Annotated in this window: 13 protein-coding genes and 1 tRNA gene; 12 read left to right on the forward strand and 2 right to left on the reverse strand. The window is 41.0% G+C overall.

What is annotated here, in order from left to right; translation table 11 throughout:
- Positions 1-18 precede the first annotated feature (18 nt).
- Positions 19-645, forward strand: a complete 627-nt coding sequence (gene upp, locus BCU94_RS08420) for a uracil phosphoribosyltransferase (RefSeq protein WP_076536836.1) — start codon at positions 19-21, stop codon at positions 643-645.
- A gap of 76 nt (positions 646-721) precedes the next feature.
- On the opposite strand, the gene BCU94_RS08425 is transcribed toward upp, so the two are convergent.
- The gene (locus BCU94_RS08425) at positions 722-2,041 is read right to left on the reverse strand and encodes a Na+/H+ antiporter NhaC family protein (RefSeq protein WP_102476130.1); all 1,320 of its coding nucleotides are present in this window, start codon (positions 2,039-2,041) and stop codon (positions 722-724) included.
- 409 nt (positions 2,042-2,450) lie between these two features.
- On the opposite strand from BCU94_RS08425, the gene BCU94_RS08430 reads away from it, so the two are divergent.
- Positions 2,451-3,056: a peroxiredoxin C gene (locus BCU94_RS08430; RefSeq protein WP_102440499.1), complete on the forward strand. Its 606-nt coding sequence runs from the start codon at positions 2,451-2,453 to the stop codon at positions 3,054-3,056.
- A gap of 123 nt (positions 3,057-3,179) precedes the next feature.
- On the opposite strand, the gene rnt is transcribed toward BCU94_RS08430, so the two are convergent.
- Entirely contained in the window at positions 3,180-3,887 is a 708-nt protein-coding gene (gene rnt, locus BCU94_RS08435) for a ribonuclease T (protein ID WP_102440500.1), read from the reverse strand.
- Between the two features lie 139 nt (positions 3,888-4,026).
- Here rnt and BCU94_RS08440 point away from each other — a divergent pair, with 139 nt between their 5' ends.
- The 10 genes from BCU94_RS08440 to BCU94_RS08485 all read left to right on the forward strand — a co-directional run bounded on the left by BCU94_RS08440 (position 4,027) and on the right by BCU94_RS08485 (position 13,420).
- Positions 4,027-4,896 carry an OmpA family protein gene (locus BCU94_RS08440; protein ID WP_102440501.1) on the forward strand — a complete coding sequence of 290 codons (870 nt, stop codon included), beginning with the start codon at positions 4,027-4,029 and terminating at the stop codon, positions 4,894-4,896.
- A gap of 637 nt (positions 4,897-5,533) precedes the next feature.
- A complete protein-coding gene (locus BCU94_RS08445) occupies positions 5,534-7,708 on the forward strand; it encodes a prolyl oligopeptidase family serine peptidase (protein ID WP_102476131.1) in 2,175 nt (724 codons plus the stop codon).
- A 279-nt stretch (positions 7,709-7,987) separates the two neighbouring features.
- On the forward strand, positions 7,988-8,389 hold the full coding sequence (gene ybgC, locus BCU94_RS08450; RefSeq protein WP_102440503.1) for a tol-pal system-associated acyl-CoA thioesterase: 402 nt from the start codon (positions 7,988-7,990) through the stop codon (positions 8,387-8,389).
- A complete protein-coding gene (gene tolQ, locus BCU94_RS08455) occupies positions 8,379-9,068 on the forward strand; it encodes a protein TolQ (RefSeq protein WP_076536823.1) in 690 nt (229 codons plus the stop codon). Before ybgC ends, tolQ begins: the two co-directional genes overlap by 11 nt.
- Entirely contained in the window at positions 9,059-9,493 is a 435-nt protein-coding gene (gene tolR / locus BCU94_RS08460; RefSeq protein WP_102436497.1) for a protein TolR, read from the forward strand. The genes tolQ and tolR overlap by 10 nt, the downstream gene beginning before the upstream one ends.
- Positions 9,494-9,497: 4 nt before the next feature.
- Positions 9,498-10,430: a cell envelope integrity protein TolA gene (gene tolA / locus BCU94_RS08465; protein ID WP_102476134.1), complete on the forward strand. Its 933-nt coding sequence runs from the start codon at positions 9,498-9,500 to the stop codon at positions 10,428-10,430.
- Positions 10,431-10,439: 9 nt separating this feature from the next.
- Positions 10,440-11,768, forward strand: coding sequence for a Tol-Pal system beta propeller repeat protein TolB (gene tolB, locus BCU94_RS08470; RefSeq protein ID WP_102476132.1), 1,329 nt, complete (start codon positions 10,440-10,442; stop codon positions 11,766-11,768).
- 18 nt (positions 11,769-11,786) lie between these two features.
- Entirely contained in the window at positions 11,787-12,335 is a 549-nt protein-coding gene (pal, locus tag BCU94_RS08475) for a peptidoglycan-associated lipoprotein Pal (RefSeq protein ID WP_102436493.1), read from the forward strand.
- Positions 12,336-12,399: 64 nt separating this feature from the next.
- The gene (gene ybgF / locus BCU94_RS08480) at positions 12,400-13,125 is read left to right on the forward strand and encodes a tol-pal system protein YbgF (RefSeq protein WP_102436491.1); all 726 of its coding nucleotides are present in this window, start codon (positions 12,400-12,402) and stop codon (positions 13,123-13,125) included.
- A 219-nt stretch (positions 13,126-13,344) separates the two neighbouring features.
- Positions 13,345-13,420, forward strand: a tRNA-Lys gene (locus BCU94_RS08485).
- Positions 13,421-13,488: the final 68 nt, after the last annotated feature.

Raw genomic sequence — 13,488 nt, forward strand, 5'->3', positions numbered from 1 at the left:
ATCAATAGGAGTGCAAAAATGAAAGTCGTTGAAGTTAAACACCCGCTAATCCGCCATAAAGTGGGTTTAATGCGTGAAGCTGATATTAGTACTAAAAGATTTCGTGAGCTTGCTACTGAAGTCGGTAGTTTATTAACTTATGAAGCCACTTCTGATTTTGAAACTGAAAAAGTAACCATCCCTGGCTGGAACGGCCCTGTTGAAATTGAGCAAATAAAAGGTAAAAAGGTGACAGTGGTACCTATTCTGCGTGCTGGTCTTGGCATGATGGATGGTGTCTTAGAGCATATGCCTAGCGCTAAAATTTCAGTTGTGGGTATTTACCGTGATGAAGAAACACTTGAGCCAGTGCCATATTTTGACAAGTTAGTCAGTAATGTTGATGAGCGTGTTGCCATTGTGGTTGATCCAATGCTTGCTACTGGTGGCTCAATGATTGCGACTATCGATTTACTAAAAAGCCGTGGCTGTGTGTCTATTAAAGCATTAGTGCTTGTGGCGGCCCCTGAAGGTATTAAAGCACTAGAAGCTGCCCATCCTGATATTGAATTATACACTGCCGCTATTGATGACTGCCTAAATGAGCAAGGTTATATTTTACCTGGTTTAGGTGATGCTGGTGATAAGATATTTGGTACTAAGTAACTAACCTCTGTTACTAACATTGTTAAGCAATAAAAAGGGAGCCAATTGGCTCCCTTTTTATTGCTTATTTTATTAACTACAAAACCATCGCAGCAATCCAACCAAATGCGATTAACGGAATGTTGTAATGAATAAAGGTTGGGATAACACTGTCACGAATATGATCGTGCTGGCCATCAGCATTCAAGCCTGCTGTTGGGCCTAAGGTTGAGTCCGATGCAGGAGAGCCCGCATCACCTAATGCAGCGGCTGTGCCCACCAAGGCGATTGTAGCCGCCACTGAAAAGCCAAATGTCATTGCTAATGGAACATAAATCGTAGCAATAATTGGGATGGTAGAGAAAGAAGAGCCAATCCCCATGGTAATTAATAAGCCGACAACAAGCATCAATAGTGCGGCAAGCGCTTTATTATCGCCAATGATGTCGCCTAATGAAGTCACTAGGGTGCTGACTTCACCTGTTGATTTTACCACAGCAGCAAAACCTGCAGCTGCAATCATGATGAAGCCGATATTGGCCATCATTAGCACGCCTTGGTTAAACATATCTTGCCTCACATCCGCTTTGATAATGCCTGAGAAGCGGAAAATGAGAAAGCCCGTCAAGGCGCCAAAAATCATTGAATCAGTTTGTAGCTGCACCACTAAGGTTGCAAAAATGGCGAACAAAGAAATCACGATAGTTTTTTTGTTGATACTCACTGTTTTTTCAGTGGACTCGACATCTTTAATTTCATACTGGCGTGGTTTACGGTAAGTGATAAATACCGCTATTAATAAGCCAGTGATCATTCCAAGAGCGGGTAGCATCATTGCCATTGGAATTTGCTCTTTAACAGCGCCAAGGCCGTTATTGTTTAAATTAGCTAACAAGATGTCATTTAAGAAAATACCACCAAAACCAATGGGTAAAATCATGTAGGTGGTTACTAAGCCAAAAGTGATGATACAAGCCACTAAGCGGCGATCAATGTTGAGCTTACTTAATACATGTAATAGTGGCGGAATTAAAATGGGAATAAAGGCGATATGAATAGGTAAAATATTTTGCGAGCTAATGGCCATGATTAATATTGACGCTAAGATCAACCAACGAACCACTAAGGTATTGGTGCTGTTTGGTTCTTTTCCCACTTTTTTAATGATGTTGTGGGAAATGAGCGTGGTTAAACCTGAGTGTGATAGCGCAGCAGCAAAGGCACCTAAAAGTGCATAACTTAACGCAATTTGCGCTCCGCCACCGAGACCATTATTAAAAGCGGTGATGGTTTGATGTATATCTAATCCACCAAATAGGCCAGCCGCGAGGGCACTAATGGTGAGCGCGATGACAACATTCACACGCATAAGACTTAATGCGAGCATTAAGGTGACAGCAATTACGACGGCATTCATATTAATTAATTCTTATTGAGTTGTGTTTTAGATAATTATTCTGAGCTTATTCTTATCTGTATAGGTATACATGTCCAGTTTATCTCTAACGAGTTTAAATGTTTTGCCTGCTTGTGATTGGGGTTTGTGATTCTTGTAACAAGGCTTGTGAGGATGTTATTTTTATTCTTCATGTCACAGAATCTTTTTAATATGGAGCATTTATCAGCAGCTGAAATACTTTTCAGCATAAAGGGCTTATCTCTTTTATCAATAACGGGTAAGGTATAGCTCAAATATGAGAACAATATATCTATTTAGGTATGCATTTATGCGAGCTATCTCGCATATTGCTGCAGTTCGGGTATAATGCCATCCAGATTAACAGGCATTGTTTTAAATTTTTTCAATCCATAGATGGAGATATAAAATGAGCGTATTAGTAGGCCGTCCGGCCCCAGATTTTACTGCCGCTGCGGTTCTTGGTACTGGTGAAATCGTTGATAGCTTCAACCTAGCGACTGCTATTAAAGGTAAGCAAGCTGTTGTTTTCTTTTACCCACTTGATTTCACTTTCGTGTGTCCTTCTGAGTTGATCGCATTTGATCACCGTATTGAAGAATTCACTAAACGCGGTGTTGAAGTTATTGGTGTTTCAATTGACTCTCAGTTCTCACACAACGCTTGGAGAAATACTTCAGTAGATAAAGGCGGTATTGGTGAAGTTAACTACACGTTAGTTGCTGACGTTAAACACGAAATCTGTAAAGCTTACGATGTTGAGCATCCAGAAGCTGGTGTTGCTTTCCGTGCGTCTTTCTTAATCGACAAAGAAGGTCAAGTCCGCCATCAAGTTGTTAACGATCTGCCACTAGGTCGTAACGTTGATGAAATGCTACGTATGATCGATGCATTACAATTCCACGAAGAGCACGGTGAAGTTTGTCCTGCTGGTTGGGAAAAAGGCGACAAGGGTATGACTGCAACCACTGAAGGTGTTGCTTCTTACTTAAAAGATAATTCTGACCAGCTTTAAGTTATTAGCTAGTTAGATCTAAAAAAGCTGCCAATGGCAGCTTTTTTGTTATTGGGACTTAATTAGTCCACAGTTTCTCTTTTTTAAAGCTGTTATATTTTTGCAAACAGCTAACATGCATGACTACTGAGCTGTAGGTGTTATCGCAGTCACAGCACTGGTATCAAGCTCTGCAGAAGAATCTTCAGTGTCTTCTGCAACTGGCATAGGCCAGCCACCTAACGCTTTCCATCGATTGACGATATAGCAAAAAAGTTCAGCAGTACGTTCAGTATCATATAAGGCGGAATGCGCTTCTTTATTATCAAAATCAATGCCGGCCATTTTACAGGCTTTGGCTAATACCGTATGACCAATAGCAAGACCTGCAAGAGTTGCGGTGTCAAAGGTCGCAAAAGGGTGGAATGGCGACCGTTTTAAATCATTTCGCTCAATGGCTTTATTTACAAAGCCAATATCAAATGCTGCATTATGGGCAACGATAATACAGCGATGACAGTCAGCAGCTTTTTGCGCTTTTTTAACCATCTTGAATATTTCTAGAAATGCTTGTTTTTCGTCAATAGCACCACGTAATGGATTGGTTGGATCAATCCCATTAAATGCTAAGGCTTCTGGTTCAAGATTGGCACCTTCAAAAGGCTCGATATGAAAGTGAATGGTTTTATCCAATTCGATTACGCCATCATCATTCATTTTAAGGGTGGTGACAGCTATTTCTAGCAACGCATCAGTTGCAGCATTAAATCCCGCAGTCTCGACATCGATAACTACAGGGAAGTAACCTCTAAAGCGGTGTTTGAATTTGTTTGCGTCGCAGATATCGCTCATTAAAAACCTCATTCTTCATTCTGGCGGCTATTATGCTAAAAGTGCGCCTCGGTGTCATGTTTGATCGGCGAATAATTCTGCTAAAGGAAAATTAAATACTGCCGATAAAAAATATGTGATCAGCAATCGGGATGTTTTTATGTGGCGTAAATTACTTTTAGTAAGCAGTTTTTGTTTTGTATCTTCAGCACAAGCTGATTTACAACAATATGTTGCGTCTCTTGATGACTCTATGTGGCGCCTAAGCGAAAATAGCCCGATAGAGTGTCGGCTTGAACATGACATCCCTGCATACGGCAAAGCTATTTTCACTAGTCGTGCTGGTAAAGACTTAAATTTGAACTTTAGTCTTGATATGTGGAATAAACCCGATCAAATCACCGAGGCGCAACTGATAAGTAAAGCGCCCCAATGGCGCCCAGGCGTTAATGCAAAAGAGATCACCACCTTAACTTACCATAAGCAGTTTAACGGTGAAGTGCCACGTAAAGCAGCTTGGTCGATGCTGACTGAATTAAGTAAAGGCATGCAGCCGACTTTTTATTATGCTGATTGGTATAACCGCACTGATAAAGTCGCGGTAGGGTTATCAGCAGCTAATTTTGGTGGTGAATATCGTCAATTCCGTTCTTGTTTGGCTACGCTATTACCTTATAGTTTCGACGATATCGCATTTACTGTACTTAACTATGAAGCAGGCGGCACCGCATTAACCCGTTTCTCTAAGCTTCAATTAAACCGAGTGCAGGAATACTTATCTTATGACTCTGATGTTGAGCTAGTGTTTGTTGACGCTTATACCGATAGTTATGGTGGGCGTTCGGTTAACCAAAGGGTATCGGATAGACGGGCCGATTCTGTGGCTGATTTATTAGTTGCCAGTGGCATTGAGCAAAGCAGAATCCATAAAACCGGTCACGGTGAAAGACGCCATGTTGCATCGAATCAACTCTCTGAAGAAAGAGATCGTAACCGTCGAGTAGTGATTAAAATTTCTAAAACGATTTAACCTACAGATGATAAATTTTCTAATTGGCTTAGTCGGGTGATTAGGCCTTTTTTGTCTCTACTATTTCTGTATTATTCTCGAAAAATAGGCAAAAAAATACCCGCTTAAAGTAAGCGGGCAAACAATTTGTATTCACAAATTCAAGGAAGGAAGTCAAGCATAAGAACCAGGGATAAGTTGAGGTATTGGGATACATCAACTAGAAGTTCTTGGTTTTCTATAACTCAGTAAGCTATGTCAACTTAATAAGCTATGTCCTGAAAACAAGGCGTATATTAGAGACTTTGCTCTAAGCTGACAAACTAGAAAAATTTCGACTTCGCATTAAAAAAACTAATGTGACTTTAGGTTGAGCTTTAGCGTTTAAGCACCCATTTATGAAGTAATAGCGCTATTAGTAAATGAATAATCATCTGGCGTGCATATTTAGTCGAAAGTGTGCGGTATTGGATGATAATCAATTGTTAAGTTATTCAATTAAAGTACCTGGCTAATTATTTTTATTCGAAATTATCTTGTGATAAGCCTATGAAATAGTCTTGTAATCCCTAAATAAATACAGATTTTCGCAATAATTATATTTTGAGGTATATTACTTTCAGGCATGAAGCCACAATGCAAAAGAAGGTTGCTTAAAATGATAATAAAAATGCCCTTATTACAGGGTTCACTACTCTCCATTGTCCTTGGAACTGCACTTACTGCTTGTCAACACGCACCAGACTCTACGGTAGAACAAGTCACAAGTACCACTAAATATTCTTATCCAAATACAGTCGAACAAGATTTGGTTGAAACACTACACGGTGTGAGTGTTGCCGATCCTTTCAGACATTTAGAGCAAAATACACCAGAAACTGAACAGTGGGTTAAACAACAACAAGATTTTGGTAGCCAGTATTTAAATAACATTAACAACAAGCAAGCTGTGGTTGATCGCATTACAGCATTATGGAATTTTGAGAAAGTGTCAGCGCCATTTGAAAATGGCTCAAATACTTTTTTCTATCAAAATGACGGGTTGCAGTCACAGTCTGTGTTGTATGTAACTGATAAAGCCGGCAATACCAAAGAATTACTTAACCCCAATACACTTTCTGAAAACGGTACCGTTGCGCTATCTGGTGTTTCGGTCAGTAATGACGGTAAAACACTGGCCTACGGCGTTTCAAAATCTGGATCTGACTGGCAGCAGTGGCAGTTCATTGATATTGCCTCAGGCGCAGCGCTGGCCGATAAACTGCAGTGGATTAAGTTTTCAACCGCCACGTGGGACGCCAATAACCAAGGTGTTTATTATTCTCGCTATGATGCACCAGCCGGTGGCGATGCACTTGCTGATGTCAATTTTAATCAAAAAGTGTATTACCACAAAATTGGTACCCAGCAAGCTGAAGATATACTTATTTATGAGCGCCCACAAAACAAAGATTGGGGCTTTGGGGCTGAAATAACCGAAAAGGGCGACTACTTATTATTAACTGTCTCTCAAGGCACTGATAGCCGCAATCGGTTCTTCTATAAGTCACTGCAATCTGCTGATGCTGAAGTGGTTGAGTTAATCACCGATTTAGAAGCTCAATATGTTTTCCTTGGTAATGATGAAGAGCATTTCTATTTTAAGACAGATTTAGATGCGCCAAATGGAAAAGTCATTGAGATAAATATTAATCGTCCAGAAAAAGCCCATTGGCAAACCATTATCCCTGAGTCTAGCGATCCCATTAACGATATTGCGATTGTCCATGATCATTTTGTAGTGAGTTATCTACATGATGTATTAGGTAAAGTATCGATATACGGTTTAAATGGCACCAAAAGGCAAGATGTTGCGCTTCCAGGTAAAGGCCGTGTTTTAGGACCATACGGAAAACGCAGTAAAGATTATTTCTATTTTGCCTTCAATAGCTATGTGCAACCGCAAACGATTTATAAATTTGATTTTAGAAGCGGTGAAACCAGTTTATATAATCAGCCTAAAGTTTCGTTTAATCCCGATGACTACGTTTCTGAGCAAGTGTTTTATACCAGTAAAGATGGCACCCGTATTCCAATGATGGTGTCTTATAAAAAAGGGGTAACCCTTAATGGCAACAACCCAACACTGCTCTATGCCTATGGTGGCTTTTCGATTTCGATGACACCACGTTTTAGCCCTGCAAATATTGCTTGGCTCGATATGGGCGGAATATATGCCGTTCCCAATATCCGCGGCGGGGCAGAATATGGCGAAAGTTGGCATCAAGCAGGCATGTTCGATAAAAAGCAGAATGTGTTTGATGACTATTATGCTGCTGCGGAATACCTGATTGATAATGGTTACACCAACAAATCAAAGTTAGGCGCTTATGGTCGCAGTAATGGTGGTTTATTGATGGGCGCGGTATTAACACAGCGACCTGATTTATTTGCCGCAGTACTGCCAGCGGTCGGTGTGCTAGATATGCTACGGTTTCAGAAGTTCACCATAGGTTGGGCCTGGGTCAGTGAATATGGCAGCGCGGATGTGGCTGAGCAATTCCCTGCATTATTAGCTTACTCTCCGTATCATAATGTCAAACCTGGGAATTATCCTGCCACTATGGTGATGACAGCAGATCATGATGACCGCGTTGTGCCACTGCATAGCTTTAAATTTGCAGCTATGATGCAAAAACATCAACAAGCAAACAAGCCGGTGATTATGCGTATTGAGTCCAATGCTGGTCATGGCTCTGGTAAACCTACTGCCATGAAAATTGATGAAGCTGCAGATATATACAGTTTCTTGTGGCACAGTTTTGGTTTAGCCATTCCCGCTAAAATTCATTAGTGATAATTTATGTTGAGATTACTATCTTGAAAGGCCTAGATTTACAGCCTATTCGTGATGTTAATCTCAATTTTTATGTTACCTAAATGTAACTGCAAAAGGCGCTAACATTAAACTTTATTCATTTGCCGCTAATATCTCTGCAAAAGCCATATTTTAATGCCAAATTAAGTCTTAAACCCTAAAATAATCCCCGTTTTGCTAGGTCGCTTTGTTCACAAGCGTGGTGGTACTCGGTATAGTAAGCCATCTTTTATTACGCAAAATTCACAATCGCTAATTATGTTTACATGGCCTATTTCTATTTATTATGAAGACACCGATGCTGGTGGTGTTGTTTATCATTCGAATTATTTAAACTTTTTCGAACGTGCTCGCACAGAGTGGTTAAAAGCTATGGGAATAAAGCAAACTGAATTGTTAGCTAATGACATTGCTTTTGTGGTGAAACATGCTGAGCTAGACTTTAAAGTTGCAGCAAGATTCGAGCAGAACTTAATTGTTGAATCTGAGCTGACAGAATTAAAAAAAGCTTCGCTGATATTTAAACAGCGATTGCTAGATGATAATGGTGTTAGCTATTGTGAAGCCACTATTGTTGTCGCTTGTATTGCTTTATCTCGAATGAGACCTAGGGCTATTCCATCCAATATTGTGCAGGAGTTTAATCGTGCAAGCTGAAATTTCTTTTATCGGTCTTTTTTTAGAGGCAAGTCTTCTCGTTAAGTTAGTGATGCTAACCTTATTATGTTTATCTATTGCCTCGTGGGCGGTAATCATTCAGCGCCGTAAATTGCTCAATTCAGCCCGCGCTAAATCAATAAAATTTGAAGATACTTTTTGGTCTGGTGTGGATTTGAATAAACTTTACAAAGAGTTGTCAATTCGTGGTGAATCATTGACAGGCCTTGAAGCATTATTTGTCGCAGGCTTTAAAGAGTACTCTCGCTTGAGTTCAGCAAACAGTAAGTCTCCTGAAGCTGTTATGGACGGCACATCAAGGGCTATGCGAGTCAGTTTATCCCGTGAAGTTGAAAAACTTGATACTCATTTACCTTTATTAGCCACAATCGGTTCAACCAGCCCTTATATCGGCCTGTTCGGTACAGTATGGGGCATTATGAATTCATTTATTGCATTGGGCACAGTAGAAAATGCCACTTTAACTATGGTAGCGCCGGGTATTGCTGAAGCTTTGATCGCGACAGCTATGGGGTTATTTGCTGCTATTCCAGCTGTTATTGCCTATAACCGTTTCTCGACACAAGTAGAAAAACTTGAAATGGCCCACGTTAACTTTATGGAAGAATTTTCTAACATATTACAACGCCAAGCCTACAGCGAGAAGGAATCGGTGTAATGTATCAACGCAAGCGCCGCCGTCCAGTTGCCGAAATTAATGTTGTACCCTATATCGACGTAATGTTGGTGCTGCTTATTATTTTTATGGTGACAGCGCCAATTGTTTCACAAGGCGTAAAGGTGGAACTACCTCAAGGTAAAGCTGAACCATTATCGGCAGAAAGCAAACCGCCTATCGTTGCCTCAATTGATGAGTTTGGTGAATACTTTCTGAATGTGGGCAGCGGATCAAATAACGATCCACTCTCATTGGATGAAATTTCAGTGCAAGTGGGTGCAATGATCCAGCTTGAGCCAGAAAGACCTGTAGTTGTAAAAGCCGATCGTCGCATAGCATATGAAAACGTGATTCAACTCATGGTCAGCTTACAAGGTGCGGGTGTGCCTGCGGTGGGCTTAATGACTGATTCGCCTGAGGAGTAGTTTGGTGGCTGTTAAATCTGAATTAACTTTACCCGTTGTTATTTCTGCCGGCATTCATATTGGGGTAATCGTGGTGCTTGCTTTAGGCATTAGTTTTGAAGATAAACCTAAACATTTACCACAAACTCAATCTGAACCCATCGTTCAGGCCGTTGTGGTTGATCAGCAGCGTATTAATGACCATGCTGAAAAACTTAAACAACAACGAAGCGATGCCGAGCGAAAAGAAAAACAACGTCAAGCTGAAATCGATAGGCAAGCGCGCAAAGCTAGAGAAGAAGTGCGAAAAGAACAAGAACGTATTAAGCAGCTTGAAATTCAACGTAAGCAAAAAGAGCAAGAAACCATAAAAGCCAATAATGCCGCTAAGGCTGCGCAGCAAAAAGAAGCTGCAGAAAAAGCCAAAGCAGAAAAGGCCGCTGAACTTCGTAAACAGCAAGAAGCGCAGCGTATAGCTGCAGAGATAAAAGCTGAAGAAAAGCGCCAGCGTGAAGAAGCTGCAGCTGCTAAAAAGCGTGAAGAAGACAGAAAACGTAAAGAAGAAGCTGAACGTAAACGTAAAGCCGAAGAGGCTGAGCGTGCTCGCCAGGAAAAAGAAATGGCAGATGCAATGGCTGCTGAGCAAGTTGCCTTATCTGCAACCCGTAATAAACAGGTTGTATCTGAGGTAAACAAGTATACCGCGATGATTAAATCAACTATCCAACGTAATTTGGTTGTTGATGAGTCAATGCGTGGTAAAAGTTGCCGCGTGTTAATTCGATTAGCGCCAGATGGCTTTGTTACCGCGAGTCAAACATTAAGTGGCGATCAAGTTGTTTGTCGTGCAGCGAAAGCTGCGATAAATAAAGCAGGGCGGTTACCGGTTTCTTCTGAAGCTGATGTGTATAACAAAATGAAAGAAATTAATTTAACCGTATCACCGGAATTTAATTAAAGGGGTCACATGAAGATTTTGGCAAAATGGTTAACACTATTTGTAGTTCTTGTAAGTAGCAGTGCGAATGCCGCATTAGATATCGTTATTACTGAAGGTGTTGATGCTGCAAGACCTATCGCGGTTATGCCGTTTGTATGGCAAGGTACAGGGCCAGCACCTGAGCGTATCAGTGATGTGGTGACCAGTGACTTAGCTCGCAGTGGCACATTTAGTCCGCTTGATGCGCGCAGTTTACCGCAAGCAAATATCAGCACTGTGAAAGAATTTACCTCTCAAGTGTGGAATTCAACGGCATCTGAAGCGTTATTAGTGGGCTCAATTAAGCCTTATGGCAATAATCAATATTTGGTGAGTTTTGATCTGATTGATTTAGTCAAAGCCCAGCTACAAACTGATAAAGGCCCAATGAAAAACAGTGAACTACTGCTTGAGAGCCGTGAAACTGTTATCAGTGAAGCACAGTTTAGACAATATGGTCACCGCATTAGTGACATTGTTTATGAAAAACTAACCGGTATTCGTGGGGCGTTTTTAAGTCGAGTCGCTTATGTTGTCGTTAAACAAGGTGAAAAATCTCCTTACCATTTGATGATTGCCGACTATGATGGTTATAACGAGCAAATGTTACTTCGCTCGCCAGAGCCGTTAATGTCACCAAGTTGGTCACCAGATGGCAGACGTTTAGCTTATGTGAGCTTTGAAAACCGTAAAGCGGAAATCTTTGTGCAAGATATTTATACCCAAGAGCGTACTAAAGTCAGTTCTCATCAGGGTATTAATGGCGCACCGAGTTTCTCACCAGATGGTAAAAAGCTTGCTGTGACACTATCTAAGGATGGTCAGCCTGAAATTTACGTAATCGATATTGCCAGTAAAGCGATAAAGCGCATTACTAATCATTATGCTATCGATACTGAAGCATCGTGGATGCCAGATGGAGAGTCACTTATTTTTACCTCTGAGCGCGGCGGAAAACCGCAAATTTACCAAGTGAAACTCAGCACAGGTAAAATTTCACGTATGACCTTTGAAGGCGAGTGGAACTTAGGTGGCACGATCACTCCAGATGGTCGCAGTATGATTTTTGTAAACCGTACTAACGGAAAATACAATATTGCACGAATGGACTTGCAAACCCGTTTTATGCAAGTGCTGACATCAACGACCCTTGATGAGTCGCCAAGTATTGCACCAAATGGCACCATGGTTATTTATGGTACTACACACCAAGGCAAGCAAGTGCTCGCTGCGGTGTCTATGGATGGACGATTTAAAGCAAGATTACCCGCAGGTCAAGGTGAAGTTAAATCACCAGCCTGGTCACCATTTTTATAATATTAATAAGGATTTCCAATGAATCTGAATAAGTTGTTTAAAGCTATGTTAGTTGTTGTACCTGTTATGGCATTAGGTGCATGTAGCACAACTTCAGAATCTGAAACCGATGCAAGTGGTTCTACAAGTGGCTCAACCACAACTACTGGCGGTGAATACGGTTCTGGTGGTGTTGAAACAGGAGGCGTTGCACCAATCTTAACGCCTGAAGAGCAACAACGCGTAGAGCAAGAAGAATTACGCGCTCAAAATATCATTTATTTTGATTTTGACCGCAGTGAAGTACAAAGCGAAAACGCTGCCATTATTCAAGCTCATGGCAATTACTTAGTTGAGCATCCAAATGTTCGTGTATTAATTGAAGGTCATGCTGATGAGCGTGGTACACCTGAATACAATATTGCTTTAGGTGAAAGACGCGCTAAAGCTATTGCGAAATACCTTCAAAGTATGGGTGTACAACCAAGTCAAATGAGTGTTGTTAGTTATGGTGAAGAAAAGCCATTAGATTTCTCTCGAAGCGAGAGTGGTTTTGCTAAAAACCGTCGTGGTGTTTTAGTTTACTAATCATCGCGGTTGAACTTTCGTAATAGGAAGGCCAGCACTTGTTGGCCAGTTTAGGAGTTTATTGATGAAACATGCTGTTTTATTTGCTGCAATGTTTTTTGCTGCTGGTGCCACTGCTGCGCCAGCGCCGGTGCAAGATCTTGCTGGTGGTTCAAATGACGATCGTATATCTCGTCTCGAGCGTATCATTAAAGCAAAACAACAAACGGAATTTGAAGCGCAGCAGCGTTTAGATACTTTGCAACGTGAAGTGTTAGATTTGCGAGGCATTACTGAGCAGCAAGACTATCAAATTAGTCAAATGTTACAGCGTCAACGTCAGTTGTATGAAGAAATTGCTAATTTATCAGCTAGTGCCGCGGCGACTACGGTTACCGTTGCTGAAAATAATGCCGCTTCAGCAGGCCCATCTAGCTTAGGTGAAACTGCAAGTTACGAGCAAGCGGTGAATTTAGTGCTTAAAGAGCGTAAGTACGATGAGGCTATTCCTGCTTTTAGTGATTTTATTAAGCAATACCCTGATTCCACTTATGCAGCAAATGCAAATTATTGGTTAGGGCAACTGTTGTTTAATAAAGGTACCTTTACTGAAGCGAAGCAAGCTTTTGATGCAGTGGTCACTAAATATCCTAATTCTAATAAGCGTGGTGATAGTTTAGTTAAGTTAGGCATGATTGCTGAAAAAGAAGGTGATAAAGCTACCGCAACTGCTTTTTACAATCGAGTGCTTAAAGAATACACAAATAGTGCATCGGCACGTTTAGCACAGCAACAATTGTCTGCGTTGTAACCCTAATTTAACCTAAAAACAGCCTCTTAGTTTGTTTTTAGTGCAAACGGCAAAAAAACGCTAAATTGCGCTTGCATGAGCAAATGAAAAAGGTATTATAGGCGCCCTCAGAACGGAGCGACGTTCTGGGGTCATTTGAATGAGTTAGATTAACTTATTTTGATGGCAGATTGATTGAATACTATTTATAGGCTTCAATTATTCTGAAAGCTTTAAGATGGGTCGTTAGCTCAGTTGGTAGAGCAGTTGGCTTTTAACCAATTGGTCGAAGGTTCGAATCCTTCACGACCCACCACTTCTCTGAAAGTGAGATTGCCTGTTAGGCTTTAATTCAGACGTAACCCATCGTTACGTAAAACCCAG

The organism is Shewanella sp. 10N.286.52.C2, from assembly GCF_002874545.1.
Taxonomy (GTDB): Bacteria; Pseudomonadota; Gammaproteobacteria; order Enterobacterales; family Shewanellaceae; genus Shewanella.